18 protein-coding genes and 1 pseudogene are annotated in these 16,488 nt (G+C 63.2%); 11 read left to right on the top strand and 8 right to left on the bottom strand.

The annotated features are described in order from the left end of the window. Both KYC_RS29755 and KYC_RS24840 read left to right on the top strand, forming a co-directional pair. On the top strand, positions 1–1,226 hold a 1,226-nt coding region (locus KYC_RS29755), incomplete at its 5' end, for a hypothetical protein (RefSeq protein ID WP_008167669.1). Next, on the top strand, positions 1,226–2,218 hold the full coding sequence (locus tag KYC_RS24840; protein WP_008167666.1) for a DUF6708 domain-containing protein: 993 nt from the start codon (positions 1,226–1,228) through the stop codon (positions 2,216–2,218). The genes KYC_RS29755 and KYC_RS24840, both read left to right, overlap by 1 nt. Before the next feature lie 154 nt (positions 2,219–2,372). On the opposite strand, the gene KYC_RS24835 is transcribed toward KYC_RS24840, so the two are convergent. Together KYC_RS24835 and KYC_RS24830 are read right to left on the bottom strand one after the other, a co-directional pair. After that, positions 2,373–3,161 carry an IclR family transcriptional regulator gene (locus KYC_RS24835; RefSeq protein ID WP_008167664.1) on the bottom strand — a complete coding sequence of 263 codons (789 nt, stop codon included), beginning with the start codon at positions 3,159–3,161 and terminating at the stop codon, positions 2,373–2,375. Continuing rightward, entirely contained in the window at positions 3,158–3,790 is a 633-nt protein-coding gene (locus KYC_RS24830) for a flavin reductase family protein (RefSeq protein ID WP_008167662.1), read from the bottom strand. The genes KYC_RS24835 and KYC_RS24830 overlap by 4 nt, the downstream gene beginning before the upstream one ends. Positions 3,791–4,031: 241 nt before the next feature. Here KYC_RS24830 and KYC_RS24825 point away from each other — a divergent pair, with 241 nt between their 5' ends. The 6 genes from KYC_RS24825 (at position 4,032) to KYC_RS24800 (ending at position 8,762) form a co-directional block, all read left to right on the top strand. Beyond that, complete coding sequence (locus KYC_RS24825; RefSeq protein ID WP_008167659.1) at positions 4,032–5,000, top strand: Bug family tripartite tricarboxylate transporter substrate binding protein; 969 nt, start codon at positions 4,032–4,034, stop codon at positions 4,998–5,000. A 63-nt stretch (positions 5,001–5,063) separates the two neighbouring features. Beyond that, positions 5,064–5,444, top strand: a complete 381-nt coding sequence (locus KYC_RS24820) for a RidA family protein (protein WP_008167657.1) — start codon at positions 5,064–5,066, stop codon at positions 5,442–5,444. An 11-nt stretch (positions 5,445–5,455) separates the two neighbouring features. Next, positions 5,456–6,328, top strand: a complete 873-nt coding sequence (locus KYC_RS24815) for an amidohydrolase family protein (protein WP_008167655.1) — start codon at positions 5,456–5,458, stop codon at positions 6,326–6,328. Continuing rightward, entirely contained in the window at positions 6,325–7,212 is an 888-nt protein-coding gene (locus KYC_RS24810; RefSeq protein ID WP_008167653.1) for a fumarylacetoacetate hydrolase family protein, read from the top strand. The genes KYC_RS24815 and KYC_RS24810 overlap by 4 nt, the downstream gene beginning before the upstream one ends. Continuing rightward, entirely contained in the window at positions 7,202–7,984 is a 783-nt protein-coding gene (gene hpaH, locus KYC_RS24805) for a 2-oxo-hept-4-ene-1,7-dioate hydratase (protein ID WP_008167651.1), read from the top strand. Before KYC_RS24810 ends, hpaH begins: the two co-directional genes overlap by 11 nt. A gap of 10 nt (positions 7,985–7,994) precedes the next feature. Continuing rightward, complete coding sequence (locus tag KYC_RS24800; protein ID WP_008167649.1) at positions 7,995–8,762, top strand: HpcH/HpaI aldolase family protein; 768 nt, start codon at positions 7,995–7,997, stop codon at positions 8,760–8,762. A 97-nt stretch (positions 8,763–8,859) separates the two neighbouring features. Here the strand turns inward: KYC_RS24800 and KYC_RS24795 are convergent, their stop codons facing one another. Then, positions 8,860–10,227, bottom strand: coding sequence for an MFS transporter (locus KYC_RS24795; protein WP_008167646.1), 1,368 nt, complete (start codon positions 10,225–10,227; stop codon positions 8,860–8,862). A gap of 105 nt (positions 10,228–10,332) precedes the next feature. Between KYC_RS24795 and KYC_RS24790 the strand changes: the two genes are divergently transcribed. Further along, positions 10,333–10,809, top strand: coding sequence for a helix-turn-helix domain-containing protein (locus KYC_RS24790; protein ID WP_050814939.1), 477 nt, complete (start codon positions 10,333–10,335; stop codon positions 10,807–10,809). 14 nt (positions 10,810–10,823) lie between these two features. Here KYC_RS24790 and KYC_RS24785 read toward each other — a convergent pair whose 3' ends face one another. From KYC_RS24785 to KYC_RS24770, 4 genes are all read right to left on the bottom strand, one after another. Next, a complete protein-coding gene (locus KYC_RS24785; protein WP_043519206.1) occupies positions 10,824–11,039 on the bottom strand; it encodes a hypothetical protein in 216 nt (71 codons plus the stop codon). 211 nt (positions 11,040–11,250) lie between these two features. Next, complete coding sequence (locus tag KYC_RS24780) at positions 11,251–12,351, bottom strand: NAD(P)-dependent alcohol dehydrogenase (protein ID WP_008167641.1); 1,101 nt, start codon at positions 12,349–12,351, stop codon at positions 11,251–11,253. A 181-nt stretch (positions 12,352–12,532) separates the two neighbouring features. Then, a complete protein-coding gene (locus tag KYC_RS24775) occupies positions 12,533–12,976 on the bottom strand; it encodes a hypothetical protein (RefSeq protein WP_139026539.1) in 444 nt (147 codons plus the stop codon). Between the two features lie 54 nt (positions 12,977–13,030). Next, positions 13,031–13,639, bottom strand: a complete 609-nt coding sequence (locus tag KYC_RS24770; protein WP_008167637.1) for a hypothetical protein — start codon at positions 13,637–13,639, stop codon at positions 13,031–13,033. 227 nt (positions 13,640–13,866) lie between these two features. On the opposite strand from KYC_RS24770, the gene KYC_RS24765 reads away from it, so the two are divergent. After that, positions 13,867–15,777: an eCIS core domain-containing protein gene (locus tag KYC_RS24765; RefSeq protein ID WP_008167635.1), complete on the top strand. Its 1,911-nt coding sequence runs from the start codon at positions 13,867–13,869 to the stop codon at positions 15,775–15,777. 36 nt (positions 15,778–15,813) lie between these two features. Further along, entirely contained in the window at positions 15,814–16,236 is a 423-nt protein-coding gene (locus tag KYC_RS24760) for a hypothetical protein (protein ID WP_008167634.1), read from the top strand. A 59-nt stretch (positions 16,237–16,295) separates the two neighbouring features. Here the strand turns inward: KYC_RS24760 and KYC_RS29750 are convergent. After that, a pseudogene (locus KYC_RS29750) lies at positions 16,296–16,488 on the bottom strand (contact-dependent growth inhibition system immunity protein); the annotation flags it as partial.

The raw sequence follows: 16,488 nt of genomic DNA, 5'->3' as shown, positions 1-16,488 counted from the left end.
CCGCCGCCGGCGAGGCGTTGCTCGAACGCTGGCGCGCGGCGGGAGTTTCCCGCGAAAACCTGTTCTGGCGGTCATTGGCGCAGAACCAGGACGCCATCGAGGACGAGGTAAACCAGCTATTCAACAACCAAGGCGCGTTGGCGTCACTCGATCCGGCAGCGTCGCAGAATCTGATCAAGAAGCTGGCCGATTTCTACGACAAGAGCCACGCCATGATGGATTCGCTGGCTGACGCCTCCACCGCAGGGCCTCCGTCCAGCTACCTGGTGGGCGGCGCCATGCTCATCAACACGCTGGGCAATTCGCTGTTTCAGAGCAAGGCGGCAAGCATTCTGGACAAGCCCGTCAACAGGGTGTTTGCGTCCGTCCTGCATGCAAGGCTGGGCCAATTTGCCCAGCATTTCCGGCTGGAAATGCGTGACGGAAAAGCGTTGAGCCGGGGCACGACAGCCCGTATAGACCGCGCCACCACCCGCAGCATCGACGAGGCCCTGAGTGCCGGAAAGATGGGGGCAATGACTGAGGTGCGCATCGGCGGCGTGCTGGTGTTTTTGGAGATTTGGAATCTCTATAACAAGCTGACGGTCCTGCATAAACAGAGCAGGGAATATGTCGAGGCCGTGGCGGCGCTGGTGGCGTTAACGGCTGCCGGTGTTGAACTGGGGGCTTGCGCGGTGTCGCTGGCCGAGCGGAGCGGTAATGCTGCGGTTCAGCAGGGCGCCAGGGTTTTTGGTAGTGGGTTGCGGTTGACGGCGGGGGTTTTGGTGGGGTCGGCTGCAGTGGTGGGCGCGTGGTATGACTTCAAAGAATTTAGCGAGAATGTCAAAGCGGAAGAGTACTCTGCCGCTGGAATATATTTCCTACGCGCAGCCACGCAAGTCGGCGCGGCTTCTCTGTCGGTCGCGGTTGGACTTGGCCATGCGGGTCCATTTTTCGAGTACCTGCTCAAGAAATACGGAAATCGCCCGTTCCTCGGAAGACTTCTTATGGCGGGTTCACATCTATCCGAAGCAATGGCCGTGCGCATGGCGCCCATGCTGCGAGTCTTTTTCGGACTCAATCTTGCGATCTTAGCCTTAGTGCTGATCGAGATTTTCGTGCTTCCCAACGATCTAGAACGGTTTCTCGATCATTGCACGTTCCGCAAGAATCGTAGCAATGGAATCGTGGACACTGAAGAACAGGAGATTGAAATCATGCAGCACGCGATACGGAGGGCACTCTGATGTACTTCCTAGAGCGAGGATTCGAATGGTCCAAGAGCCTGATGTCGTACGAAGAGGCCACGGAGGAGCTTAATAAGAAGCAACGTCAGCCCGGGCAGGCCGAGCTTCAGGCGCCGGAAGGCGTGGGCGAATCCGTCTCCGCTGCAGTCTATGACAATGAATCCCTGTATACGTATAACGACACCCATATTGACATTCGCACCCCAAACGATGAAAAGAGAGGCGTGATTACTATTTTTCTTGGGTCGATTTACTTCATGCTTTTTTATACTGCAGTTAGTATCCTCGGTATTTCTGCAGCAAAGTTCTTAACAGGGCTGCGGAATAACGGTGAGGCTTTAAGGGGGGTGGACTATTTTTTCTTAATTCTCTTCTCGCTGCTTTGTTTAGCATTTTTTGGATTTTTTTTGAAATTCACATTCCGGTTTTTTTGTTTGGAGTCCCTGACCGCCCGGCGCATCATCGTTCGCTTCAATCGCATCACCCGCAAGGTCTACCTGCTGCGCCCCAAGCATTTGGGCGGCATCCGAATCATGGATTGGGATAAGACAGAGGTGCTCCTGGATAAGAGCATGAGTGAACTGGAGGGCACGGGCGGATTCGTGATCCTGGGATGGGACAGAGGCGACGGCGTGGACTTGCAGGGGACGCGCACAGACAATTTCGAGGTGACCTTCGTCGGCAAGCCAACACGCAACGCCAGCGAATTGCTCGCATTCTGGGAGTACATCCGTCGCTACATGGAAGACGGCCCCGCTGCCGCGCCGGCGCCCAAAAAGCTCCTTACCAAATTCCCCTGGCCCTGGCTCTCGTTCAAAGCGGCCTGGGGTCTGGATACCTGCTTCCTGCGACACACCGGGCTGTGGGTATTCGTGGTGGTCAATATATTGATACTGCCGGCCATCCTCATCCACGCCACCGGTCATTGGCTGTCCCTGCTGCTGTGCTACGAGCCTCGGTTTCCTCGCGTCATTGAAGAAGCGGGGCGTTGAACATCGGCGGCAAGTGCGGCAGAGGGCCGTCAAGCGCCACCGCGCCAGTAGCTGGCTCCGATCGTCTATCAGACGATGTCTACTTGCCAGGCCTGCACACAAAAATCCGGACACTCCCGCCAGGGGTGCTTACGAGCCCCGCCCAGCTTCCCTCTCATTTCCCCTCCACCCTCTCCCACCTCCCCGCAATCCCCGCCGCCGCCGCCTTCATCCTCCCCACCACCACCTCAAACCTCTCCGCCCCCAACCTCTCCGCCATCGCCGTCACCGTAATCGCCCCCAGCGCTTCCCCGCTTGCCGACATAATCGGCACAGCCACCGCACTGGTCCCCGGCATCAACCCGGCAGGCGCATGCGCCAATCCCTCTCTCCGCGCCACCTCAACCCGCGCGATCACATCTTCCACCCGCTCCCCCAATACCTCCAGCCGCGCCGCATTCCCCTGCACCAGCCTCGCACTCTCCTGGGCATCCAAACTGGCCAGCAACGCCACCCCAGAAACCCCCACGCCTAGCGGCCTGCGCACGCCCACTTCAATCGACAGCACCTGTATCGGATGCCTCCCCGTCCGTCGCCCGATGCAAATCGAATCATGCCCGTGCCGGATACTCAGAAACACCGTATCCCCCACCTGATCCGCCAGCTCGGCCATATACGGATCCGCCAGCGTCAATAACGGAAAGCGCCGCGTACGCGCCAGTCCCAGCAGCGTTACTTCCTGCCCGATCAAATACCGCCGCGTCTCTGGATCCTGTTCAACGGCTTCCTCCTGAACCAGCGTCTTGAGCAAGCGATGCACGGTCGGCCGATTCAAGCCGGACATGCGTTCAAGGTCCACCAGGCGCACTCCCCGCTCCTGCCCACATGCGATCAGCCGCAGCAACGCCAATGCGCGCCGCACGGTCTGGGCGCCGGACGCGCTTTTATCTTCGGGATCGCTCATGCGGCCTCCGGTTTCATGACGGACTTCGCCGTCTGCGCGATGCCGCGCTTGGTGACGATTTCGCCCAGCGATGCGTAGTTCGGCCCGCCGATGCGGCAGATGGGGCGCAGCTTGCCGGTGTCGATCTTGCCGTCTTGCATCAGGCCGTCGCGGATGTGAAACATCACCACCTCCCCCACAAAGAATTCGGCGCCGGTGTTTCCAAACGGTGTGACGCTATGCAGCCGGCATTCCAGGCTGATGGGCGCGGCGGCCAGACGAGGCGTGGCGATTACCGCGCCGGGGAGAACGTCCAGGCCCAATAACTCCGCTTCGCTGACTTCCGGCGGATGCTCCTGGGCGCTTTCATGCAGCGGATCCAAGAGCGTCTCGTCGGCGATGTTCACCACAAAGTGGCCGTTTTCCATGATGTTCCGGCCAGTGTCCTTGCGCTCGCCGGCCTTTCTGCCGATGTTGACGCCAATCATGGGCGGCTGGTTGGACACGAAGGTGTAGCAGCTGAAGGGAGCCAGGTTGACGCCGCCGTTGGGGCTGAGGCTGCTGATCCAGGCGATGGGCCGGGGCACGATGATGCCGCTCATCAGGCGGTAGGTCTGTTCGGGATTCAGGTCGCTGGCGGGGAAGTGCATGGTTGTCTCGCTCCGTAGTCCGGATATTGAACATCAGATTTGGGAATATTCATGCGCACACAGTGCGCCAAGCCTGATTTTCCGGCCCACGAAGCCAAACCAATAAGCCAACGCCAAACCATCGTTTCAAAAGAGTCCAACATCCGGAACTTTCTGCAAAATTCGCGTTGTTCGACAAGCCCGGAATTCCTAGAGTGTCATCAAACAAACAAAACGCGATGACACGCACAGGAGACTAACCATGAACCGCACCGCGCTCCGCGCCTGCGCCACTGTGGCGCTGACCGTCCTGACTTCGATGGCGCACGCCGCCTGGCCTGAGAAGCCCGTAAAGATTGTTGTGCCCTACCCGCCCGGCGGGAATGTGGATGTGGCGGCGCGTTTGATTGCGCCAGGGTTGCAGGCGGCGCTGGGGCAGCCGTTCATCGTAGAGAACAAGCCGGGCGCGGGCGGCATGATTGCCGGCGAGCAGGTGGCGCGTTCGGAGCCGGACGGGTACACGCTGTTCATGGCGGCGAATGGACCACTGCTGTTTTCGCCGCTGATTTTCAAGCGTGAGGCCTACAAGTGGGATCGGGATTTTGCGCCGATAAGTTCGGTGTCTTACACGCCGCTCGTGTTGCAGGTGAAGCCGGGCTTGCCTGCGAAGACGCTGGCTGAATTGCTGGACCTGGCCAAGAAGGACCCGGGCAAGCTGAACATGGCATCGCCAGGCGCGGGGACGACGAATCATCTGGTGAGCGAGCTGCTGCAGTCGCTGACGGGCGCGCGCTGGACGACGGCCCAGTACAAGGGCAACGCCCCAGCCACAACGGATCTGCTGGGCGGCCAGGTGGATTTCAATTTCGATCAGATTTCGGTAGCCCTGCCTTACGTGAAGGACGGGCGGCTGCGGGCGCTGGCGGTGACGACGGCCAAGCGCGTGCCGTCGATGCCGGATGTGCCGACGTTCGCGGAAGCCGGCGTGCAGGGCATGGAAGCGGCGACGTTTACGGGCCTGCTTGCGCCCAAGGGCACGCCGCCGGACGTGCTGAACAAGCTGAGCGCGGCGCTGACCAAGATCCTGGCGCAGCCAACGATCATCCAGCGCTTTGACGAGCTGGGCGCGGAGGCGCGCGGCAGTTCGCCCGAGGAATTCACGCGCTATCTGGCCGCGGAGGACGCGCGCTGGACGCCGATCATCAAGCGCGCGGGCATTACGGCCAATTGATTCCAGGGCGCGGCCATGCGGCGCGCCCAATTCCCATACATCCCATCCGACACGGACCCCGCCATGAGCAGACGCAGCATTTACGCTGAAGGCTTCAGCCACAAGAACCCCATTCCCGCCGCCTGCCGGATCGGCTCGATGCTGTATTCCGGCAGCATCCAGGGCACGGACCCGGCGACGGGCGCGTACGGCGATACGCTGGAACGCCAGTGCGAGCTGATGTTCGACCACGTGCGCCGCATCGTAGAAGCGGGCGGCGGGTCGCTGGACCATATCGCCAAGATGACGGTGTGGATGCGCGACCGCAGCCAGCGCGCGGCGCTGAACGCGGTGTGGCTGAAGGCGTTTCCGGATGCGCAGAACCGTCCGGCACGCCACACGATGCAGGCCGACCTGGATGGCGACAAGCTGGTCGAGTGCGATTTCGTGGCCGTAATCGGATAAGGAGCAAGACGATGGCGCAATACCAGCCCTTTCATTCCCATCCGACCGCGCCGGCGTATCGCCTGCCCGCGGGCGCGTGCGACAGCCAGTTTCATGTGTTCGGCCCTGCCGACCGCTATCCGGTGCGTTCGGGCGCGGCCTACGAAATGCCCAGCGCGACGATAGACACTGCCCTGGGCCTGCATCGGCTGCTGGGTATCGAGCGTGGTGTGATCGTGCAGGCCACCACGTACGGCGCGGACCACCAGGTGGTGCTGGACGGTCTGGCCGCCGCGGGCCCGTCTTATCGCGGCTGCGCCAACGCGGTGGTGCTGGCAGAACGCGACGACGCCTATATCCAGAAGCTGCACGATGCCGGCGTGCGCGGCGCGCGTTTCACGCGCCAGGGGCTGGGCATCAGCATGGCGCCGGACGTGTTCGACCGCGCCATTGCCCGCATCCGCGAGCTGGGCTGGTATGCGAAGTTTCAGCCCGAGCCCGACGGGATGATGGCGCAGGCCGCACAGTTCGAGCGGCTGGACATTCCCGTGCTGCTGGATCACATGGGCCGCGCGGACCCGGGCGCGGGAGCCGCGGATCCGACGCGACGCCTGCTGGAATCGCTGCTGGCGCGCGGCAATTTCTGGGTGATGTTGTCGCTAACCGAGAAGATCTCGCGTGCGGGTGAGCCCTGGGACGACGTGATCCCGCTGGCCCAGTCCCTGATCGCCGCGAACCCGGACCGCGTGGTGTGGGGCAGCGATTGGCCGCATCCGGTGTCGGTGAAGGCCACGCCCGACGAAGGCCGCCTGCTCGACCAGTTGGCGCGCTATGCCGGCGACGAAGCCACGCTCAAGAAGATCCTGGTCGACAACCCCGCCCGCCTGTTTGGATTCGAAGAATGAAACTGCTCAGCTATATCCATGATGGCCGCCCGCGCTTTGGCGCCCTGCGCGGCCAGGACCAGATCGTGGCGCTGGACGGCCAGGGGCACGACAGCCTTCAGGCCGCGCTGGCAGCGGGCGATCTGCCCACGTTGGCGCGCCTGGCCGACACGCTGCCCGCCACGCACAAGCTTGGCCAAGTGCGGCTGCAGCCGCCCATCCCCGCGCCGGAGAAAATCATTTGCGTAGGCGTGAACTACGGCAAGCGCAACGAGGAATACCAGGACGGCAGCGCCCCGCCCGCCTATCCCAGCGTGTTCCCGCGCTTTCCGGGGTCGTTCGTGGGACATGGCGAACCCTTGCTGCGTCCGCCGGAGTCCGAGCAGCTCGACTACGAGGGCGAGATCGCCATCGTGATCGGCAAGGCCGGACGCCGCATCGCGGCCGAAGACGCCTGGAGCCACATCGCGGGCCTGACCTGCCTGAACGAAGGCACGGTGCGCGACTGGCTCAAGCACGGCAAGTTCAACGTCACGCAGGGCAAGAACTTCGACGCCAGCGGCTCGATGGGGCCGTGGCTGGTGACGGCAGACGAGTTCGACCCGGCCGCTCCGCTTACCGTCAGCACCCGGGTGAACGGAGAACTGCGCCAGCAGGACACGACCGACAACCTGATGTTTCCCTTCGCCGAGCTGATCCGCTACATCTCCATCTGGACCACCCTCAAGCCGGGCGACGTGATCTCCACCGGCACGCCGATCGGCGCGGGCGTGCGCTACACGCCGCCGCGCTTCTTGAAGCCGGGTGACGTGGTCGAGGTGGAAGTGGCCGGCATCGGCGTCCTGTCCAATCCCGTGGCCGATGAAACGGCCGTGTCCGCACAAGGAGCCCGCCATGCTCAATGAAGACGATCGCGCCCGCGCCGCCGGCCTGCTGTTGGAAGCAGGACGCAGCGGCGTGCCCACCACGCAGCTCGACCAAGCCTTTCCGGGCATTGAGATCGCGGACGCCTATGCGATCCAGAAGCGCATCATCGACCAGAAGCTCGCCGCCGGCGCCAGGCTGCGCGGACACAAGATCGGCCTGACGTCCAAGGCGATGCAGAGCACCGTCGGCATCGACGAGCCGGACTACGGGCATCTGCTGGACACGATGTTCTACCAGGACGGCGAGGCCATTCCGACGGACAAGCTGATCGTGCCGCGCGTTGAGGTCGAGCTGGCTTTCGTGTTGGGCAAGCCGCTGCGCGGCCCGGATGTGAGCCTGTTCGACGTGCTGGACGCCACCGACTACGTGGTGCCGGCGCTGGAACTGATCGACGGCCGCAGCAAGTACCCGCGCCGCATTGTCGACAACATCGCCGACAACGCCGCCTGCGCCGGCATCGTGCTGGGCGGCCGGCCGGTGCGGCCGCTGGACATCGACCTGCGCTGGGTGGGCGCCCTGCTCCTGAAGAACGGCGTAATCGAAGAGTCCGGCGTATCGGCGGCGGTGCTGGGGCATCCGGCGCTGGGCATCGCCTGGCTGGCCAACAAGCTGGCCGAACACGATACGGGCCTGGACGCCGGGCACATTGTGCTGGCCGGGTCCTTCACCCGCACCGTCGCGGTCAAGCGCGGCGATACGCTGCATGCCGACTACGGCAAGCTGGGCAGCATCTCGGTGCATTTCTCCTAGGACGGCGCGCATGGAACTTCCGATCAATACGTTCAAGCGCGCGCTGCGCGAACAGCGGCATCAGACCGGCCTGTGGGTCACGCTGGGCCATCCGAACAGCACCGAAATGGTGGCGGCCAGCGGGTTTGACTGGCTGCTGCTCGATACCGAGCACACGCCCGCGCTGCTGCCCACCGTGATGGCGCAGCTACAGGCTGCGGCCGCCTATGGCAGCCATCCGGTCGTGCGGCCGTCGTGGAACGACAAGGTGCAGATCAAACAGTATCTGGACATCGGCGCGCAGACGCTGCTACTGCCCTACGTGCAGAACGCTGCCGAAGCCGAAAGCGCCGTGGCCGGCATGCGCTACGCGCCACGCGGCATGCGTGGGGTAAGCGGCACCATGCGCGCCACACGCTATGGCCGGGTACCCGACTACATGCGCCGCTGCGAGGAAGAGTTGTGCCTGCTGGTGCAGGCCGAGACCGGCGAAGCGCTGGATAACCTGGACGCCATCATCGCGGTGGATGGCGTGGATGGCGTGTTCATCGGCCCGGCGGATCTTGCGGCCAGCCTGGGCTATCCGGGCGAGCCTCAACATCCTAAGGTGGTGGCGGAAATTGAACGCGCCATCAGCCGCGTGCGCGCGGCAGGCAAGGCGCCAGGCGTGCTGACGACGGATGAGACGCTGGCGCGGCGGTATATGGCGGCGGGGAGTCTGTATACGGCGGTGGGGGTGGACGCGGCGATTCTGGTGCGGGGGTGCGATCAGCTGGCGGCGCGGTTTGCCACCGTCTGAATACCACCGTCTGAATACGTTTGCCGCTTGGAAAAGGCAGTCTGGCGCCTTTGGTCTTCTTGTGGAGTCAGACTGTATTTTCGGCCTGCCCGAATCTTCATAGATAAGATTCTTCGCGCTTGCCAAGTTTGCTCAGAGCCAAAAGCATCGCCATCACGCCAAGGCCCACCGCCCCCAGGAAGGTCATGGTGAACGCCATGGCCACTTCATCCGACGATGCTCCTCCCAGGCCATGGGCACCGATGAAGTGCGCAAACAGCCCGGACATCACAGATGCCCCCGTCATGAACCCCAGATTCCGGGATAGCCCAAGCAAGCCCGAAAGCATGCCGCGCTGCGACTCCTCTGCCCCCGACATTACGGCGGTGTTGTTCGCGGCCAGGAACAGCTGGAAGCCCGGGGTAAGAACCATCAAAGCCAAGACATAGCCGGCCACGCCCAGCGCCCTGGGCGCATAAGCCAGGCACACCAATCCGGCAGTGGTCTGCACCAGGCCAAAGACCAGCGTTTTTTGTGCGCCAAAGCGATCCGTCATCCGCCCCGCCGGAATGCCCGAGAAGGCGGCGACAAGGGGTCCGGCCGCCATGACCAATCCGGTTTCGGCTTCGCCCAATCCCAGGCCGTAGGCCAGGAAGAACGGTCCAACCACGAGCGTGGACATCATGACCGTCGACACCAGCAGATTCATCGCAAGCGAAGCCCGGGTCATCGAGTCACGCAGCAGCGCCATCGGCACAAGGGGAGACGGCGCGCGCGATTCGACGTAGATGAATATGCCAAGCGCCACGACCGCCAGCGCCAGCAGCAGCCGCGCGTCCATTGCAAAGCCGCTCTTGCCGCCCAAAGTCGCCAGCGCGTAGAGCACCAGCGTCGTGGTCAGCGTGGCCGCCCCGAGCCAGTCCAGCGATTTGGCCGAAGCAATGGGCCGCGGGGCCGCGGAAGGAATGGCCCAGGCGGCCAGCCCCCATGTGCTGGCGCTCAGGACCGCCAGCATGACGAACGCCGCGCGCCACCCCAATTCTCCGATCAGCATGCCGCCCAACGACGGACCCAGTGCGGTGCCAAGGGCCGACACCGTTCCGATCAGGCCCATTGCCGACCCCAGCCGTTCTTTGGCAACGACCTCGCGTGCGATCGAGAGCGGTAGCGCCAGCAACATTGCACCGCCCAATCCCTGGATCGCGCGGCCTGCGATCAGCACGCCCAGCGTCGGCGCGACGGCGCAAGACAGTGAAGCCAGGGTGAACAACATCAGACCGCCCATCAGCGCCCGCCGGTGACCAATGAGATCGCCGAGCTTCCCTGCCAAGGTGATCGTGACCGTGACCGACACCAGATAGGCCAACACCACCCCTTGCACGCTAGAAACCGGCGCCGAGAATGCCCGTGCAAGCGCCGGCAATGCGACGGTCACGATGCTGACGCCCAATGACGCCAATAGCGTCGCGCCAGCCAGCGCGCTCATCTTGGCGGCTGCCGTATTTCTGCTGGATGTATTTGCCATGGAAGTTCCTTTCCGGAAAGCCGAATGGCAACTACTATGCAACTTCAAGTTAACTTGAGGTCAAGCATGGATCTTCTTGATATTGGGGTGTTGTCCCAACACAGCGGCGTGCCTGCGTCCACCCTGCGCTATTACGAAGAGCTCGGGCTGATCAAATCCTGCGCCAGACACGGCCTGCGCCGTCAGTACGCCGAACAAACGCTGACTCAGCTGACGCTGATCTCTCTGGGAAAGGCCGCGGGCTTTTCGCTGGTGGAGATCAAGGGGATGTTTGGCGAGGATGGCCAGCCGGATCTGCCGCGCAGCACCCTGCAAGAACGGGCCGACTCGCTTGATCGGCAGATCCATCGCTTGGCTGCGTTGCGGGACACACTGCGCCACGTGGCCGAGTGTTCCGCGCCCAGCCACATGCAATGCCCGCGATTTCAATCTCTTTTACGCGTTGCCCAACGCGATGCCGCGCCGGAGCACCCTGGCAGGAAATCGCGATTGCGGAAAACACCGCCGGGTTCGCGCGGCGGGCAAGGCGGTGGACACAAGTAGTCCCGCCCTACGAATCAATCACCCGAACTGCGGCGCAACCGATCCGACGATTCCTTGTTCAAGCGCTTCGCTTCGTCTTCCGCGTAGCCTTCCTCGCCGGACTCGTACTGCCCTTCATACATGCAACTGCTGCGGTACCACGCGCACTCGCCGACTAAGGAAGAACAACCCGAATTCAGCGCAGCAAGAAACAACACGACACCGCATCGGCCTAAGGTTTGAATCGACATATCGCTCCCTGTGAATCGAACTAGTGTAGGGGATGGAGTCGACATGTGAGGATGAATGGCCGGATCAAACCGTGCCGTCGAGTGTCAAATTGTCTCTGCAAGTTGTCTGGCCCCCTCTTCCTGCAAGCGAAAGCGCCAGGCCAAAATTCGCTGCCGCGAACTTGTAGCCTGGCGCCTCGTGCCGATTCAAAGGCGAGACTTCGCCAGCGCGTCAGGCTGGCTTGACGGCCACCTTGAGCACGTTGTCGCGCTGGTGCGCAAACAGGTCGTACGCTTCGACGATGTTTTCGAGCTTGTATTGGTGGGTGACCATCACGCCAAGATCCACTCGGCCGGACTGGATCACGTTCATCAGGCGGCGCATGCGTTCCTTGCCTCCGGGGCACAGCGCCGTGTTGATCTTGTGGTCGCCCAGGCCCGCCGCGAACGCGCTGACGGGAATCTTCAGGTCTTCGGAATAGACGCCCAGGCTCGACAAGGTGCCGCCCGGCTTGAGCACGCGCAAGGCCGACAAGAAGGTGCTTTGCAGCCCCAACGCCTCGATGGCGGAGTCGACGCCGCGGCCGCCGGTGAGGCGCAGGATTTCATCCACGACGTCGCAGTCGCGGAAGTTCAGCGTGACGTCGGCGCCCAGCGCCCGCGCGACATCCAGCCGGTGGGAGTTTCCGTCGACGGCGATGATGGTGGAGGCGCCCAGCAACCGGGCCCCGGCCGTGGCGCACAGGCCGATCGGACCTTGGGCGAAAACTGCCACGACATCGCCGATGCGGATATTCGCATTCTCTGCCCCCTTGAAGCCCGTGGACATGATGTCCGGGCACATCAGCACTTGCTCGTCCGTGAGGCCGTCGGGCACCGGCGCCAGATTGGCCTGCGCGTCCGGCACGAGCACGTACTCCGCCTGAGTGCCGTCGATCTTGTTGCCGAATCGCCAGCCGGCCGTGGCCTGGTAGCCGTGGCAGCCGCAAAGTCCCATCGCGGCGAGGTAGCTGCCGTCTTGCGAGGGGACGCCGTCCTGGGCCGCGTACGAATTGAAGTTGGGGCAGATCGCCCCTGCGATGACGCGTTGCCCCTCCTGGTAGCCGGTCACCGCGCTGCCAAGCTTTTCAATGATGCCCACGGGCTCATGGCCGATGGTCAGCCCGGGCGCCACGGGATACTCGCCCTTGAGGATATGAATATCGGTGCCGCAGATCGTGGTGGTGGTGATCCGTATCAGGGCATCGTTGGGACCTACGTCCGGAATCGGCTTATCGACGATGTCGATTCGGCCGGGTTCGACAAAGACAGCGGCTTTCATCATGACGGGCATGGCAGTCTCCTGAAGTGCGGGGCGGGTACAGGTTTAGGGTAGCCAGCCCAGCCGCATTCTGAGGCGTCATCGTTTGCGCGAGATCAATTGCCGTGTATATGGCAACAAATCGGTCGATGATCGAGCCTGGGTCAACGCGACCATGGGCCGCCACCCCGTCGTTTGCATGAGCATTTACGTACTAGCGCGGCTCCGCCGAGCTTTCATGTTCGGATCCACGCAAGCCACATAACTCCCTGCGCACTCGCATTGCGATCGCGCCAAACCCTTTCCCGAAACCTGGATTGTGTTCGACGAAGTTCTGTTCATCAGTAATGTCTCGCCAAGCCTCGACGCGCCGCAAAATCTGATGGGTCTCATCGGTCTCCAACTCGAATGCGATAAAGCGTTCCGTGTCGGTGATTAATTCGCCCCATATTTCAGGCATGCCAGGAAAATTCAGTTCCAGCCTGAGCACTATTGCTGCGTCCCATCGTATGCCATTCGCCCGGCCGTATTCGTAGAGCGCGACGGGTAAGTCCTTTTCGCGCCAGAACGACGCCTCCGCAAGAAGCCTGGCCTCCAGCAGGGCATTCTGCTCGGCGACATTGCGCTGGCGCTTTTTCGGAAGCATTGCTGCGTTCATGGCTCAACCCCCCCCCGCGGATGGACCAGATAATATGGATCAACATCGCGAACATCACAAATGCCGATGACTACACCCCATCGCCATCCCTGTCAGTTCCCCGATCAGCCTGGCCAATCCCTCTGCACTCTCCCGATCCAGTCCCTGAGTGCGCACCATCCGAAAGCCCATCGCCAGGCTGTAGTGCCAATTCAGTTCAAAAATCCGGTAGTCGCGGCCATGCTCCGCAAAATGCCATTGCACCGCGGGATTTTCGTAAGCCTCGCCGATCAAGTCGATATCCAACCGGGACGGCATCGGCGATGGAGGATCATCGGATCCCGGCAGGCTGGGCGCGCATAGATTCTCGCCCACCTGCACGCACGGATTGGGGCCATCGTAGGCCAGCAGCATCAGCGGGAAATGCCAGGGATCGGCATCGTAGTCCGCCAGGACTTCGGCGCTCAGGTAGGGCCGCGCCGCAGGCCCAACGCAGTATTGCGGGCTGCACCATGTCGCATCGTCCGCATCGAATTCGTAATCCTGCTGCGCGCGGTACGGGATTCCGTCCCCGGTCGCCGCCAGCACGTACCCGCCTTCCAGCAGGCGGGCCTCCAATTGCGGCCAATCGGGCGGCGGCAGGTGGACGTCGCGGGGGAAGATGAATTGATGGTGTTCAGACATGGCCGGTCATTCGAGGACGATGGGAACAAGGGCTTGGCGGGCGGTGCGAGTCTCTTTCATCAGTCAGGCTCGCACGCACGAAGTCGGAGTATTGCAGAAACTGGCGACGGATCGCGCTCCGCGCCTGCACCCGCACTTGGTATCGAATGGTGTGCCGACCGCCATCGCCGCCGGCCTTGGCGTTAAATTCCCAGAAATCCGGCTGTCGATTGATTCGGAGCGGAACCATGCGCACTTTCGTACAGGATTCGAATGCGGCCCGGCAGGCGTCGTCCGCCAGGGGCACGGCCGGACATGCCGCGAGCAGCCGCAATGCCGCCACGCCCCGAGCCAAACTCACAAGGGACGAGGATTCGGTTGCCGAGCTGCCTGCCCTCTTCCCGCTGGACTTAGGCCGCCTGCCCCTGCATCCTCCCGCCGCCACGCGAACAGCAACCACGCTGGCGATCAACAACCCCGGCGACACCTGCGAACAGGAAGCCGACCGCGCGTCGCGGCACGTGATGCGGATGACTACGCCTGCGAACGGGATACCGGCAGATTCGCCGGGTCACGGACAAAAACTCGTCCAGGTGCGTTCAGTTGCCCAAGGCGGCATGGACGCCGCCGATGCGGCGCCCGTCGTGCGTGAGGCATTGACCGCCCCTGGTCGCCCTCTGGACGCGAGCACGCGCGCCTTCATGGAACCGCGCTTCGGTCAGGATTTCCGCCAAGTGCGCTTGCACACGGACGCCGAGGCCGTCCGTTCCGCCAACGCCGTGCAGGCGCGCGCGTACACCGTCGGCCATCACGTCGTGCTGGGCGCGGGCGAGTACGCTCCCGGCACGTCGGCGGGCCGCGCGCTGCTGGCGCACGAGCTGGCGCACGTCGTCCAGCAATCGTCAATGACGTCCGGCAGCGCGATGCTGCTGCAGCGCGAGCCGAGCGGGCCGACCTACGGGAATCTGCCCAGGGACGCGCCAGCGCCCGGTTCGTCGGGCGATGTGGTTCGGCTGCGGAAGGTCAACGACACCTGGAAAGAGATTGGCCCAAAGTACACCCGCACGGCGCGCGGCAACTATGACTTTGTCGTGAAGGACGGAGAAATCTTTGCCGTCAAGACGAAGAAAACATTGGGCGGTGGGTATGGCCACACCGAGGCCGCCCGCGGCGAGCGGGTCAATTGGGCCGGACAAGTGGAGTTCGAAAGCGGGAAAGTGAAGACCTGGAACGACGGTTCGGGCCACTACCGGCCCCTGTCGAGCATGAACCACCCCGCCGTGAAGGCTGGGCTTCCGGACGATCCCGCCATATATAAACAGCACCCGGAAACTGCCGTGCGACCGCGCCCGAGAGATAAGCTGCCCCAACTTCCCGTCGAACAACCCGCCACCAAGCCGCGCGTGCCCGGCGAACCGCCCAAGGTCGGCGCCGGCCCGCCCAGGATGGAGGAATTCGAGGCGCGCTTCGGCAAGCAGGCAGCGACAGCGCCCGCCGCCGCCACCGCCGCACTGGCCGAGGAAGCCGGCTCGGTCCTGAAAGTCTCGGGCCGCACCGCCTCGGCGCTGGGCAAGATCGGCAGCGCGGCGGGCTGGGTGGCGAACTTCCTGATGCCGGGGCCGCAGGACGCGATCATGCTGATGGTCCAGTTCGCCATGAGCTACGCCGAGGCGCAGGACGCCGAACGCTCGAAAGGCATGCGCTCGGGCTTCGGCCAGGGCCTGTGCGCGGGCCTGCTGCGGCTCAACCGGGGCTGGATACGCGACAACCTGGCGCCCAAAGTCATCAGCCGCAGCGTCGCCAGCCATGTGGCCGCCACGACGGGATATCGCGAGAAGGGCTTTGTTCAAGGTCTGGTGGCCGGCATTTCATTCGCAGAGCGTCTGTCCGCGGAGCAGCGCAAGGCCATGATCAAGGAGACGACGCGCGCCATGCGGGCCAAGGGCGACGACATGACCCTGCGTGCACGCTGGGAGCGGGGCTACACGGCGAACGACATCATCGACATGTCGGTCGCCCTGGCGCCGCGCGTGGCGGAGATTCTTGAAGAAGCGCAAAAGAACGAGGAGCTGCGGCAGGCGGCGGAGACGTGGCGGAAATTCAAGAAGTACGGCCCCCTTATGCCGCTGGCGCCGCTGTTCGAGGAATCCGGGCAGTAGCGGACATCCCGGGCCAATTGGCTACACTCCCTTTCCATGCGCAACCCGCCCGCCCCCTTCGCCCCGCCAAGAAAGCAGCGCGCCGCGCGCCAGAATTCGCTTCTGTGGATCCTGGAGCCGCTGGAGCGGGAGGCCGGCTATATGCACCGGAAGATGTTCGGCGCCGATGCCGCGTACCTGGACGGCCAGCTGTACCTGATCGTGGCCGACCGCGACGATCCGTGGAACGGCGTGATGGTCTGCACATCGCAAGAGCGGCATGCGGCGCTGCTGGCTGACCTGCCCGAGTTGGCGCCTCATCCGGTGCTGGGAAAGTGGCTGTATCTGGCGCAATCCAACGAGTCGTTCGAATCCATTGCGGCCACGCTGGCGAAGCTGGCGGTGGCGCGCGATCCGCGCATGGGCGTCACGCCCAAGCCGAGGGCGCGGCGCAGTAAGCCACAGAGCATAGGTCACTGACTTAGACCTCATGAATCCGCTGAACAGGTTGCGTGGAGAGCGCAACCTGCCTGATCAAATCAGTCGATCTTGCCGAGCAGAACTCGCTTCAGTTCTTCAAAGAACTCTGGAATGGTATATCCCCCTCCAGCGGGATCAAAAGATCGCCACGCTTCGGCAAATGCTGCTGCAGCGCCTGATCCAAACTCGGCAACAAACCTGTCCATCTCCTGGCAGGCTTGCGCGATATCTTCCGGAGGCGTCACCTTTTTA

The sequence above is a fragment of the Achromobacter arsenitoxydans SY8 genome, assembly GCF_000236785.1.
Classification (GTDB): Bacteria; Pseudomonadota; Gammaproteobacteria; order Burkholderiales; family Burkholderiaceae_B; genus Achromobacter; species Achromobacter arsenitoxydans.
The sequence above is the reverse complement of the archived record's forward strand: the minus strand, read 5'-3'. Positions and strand labels throughout refer to the sequence as shown.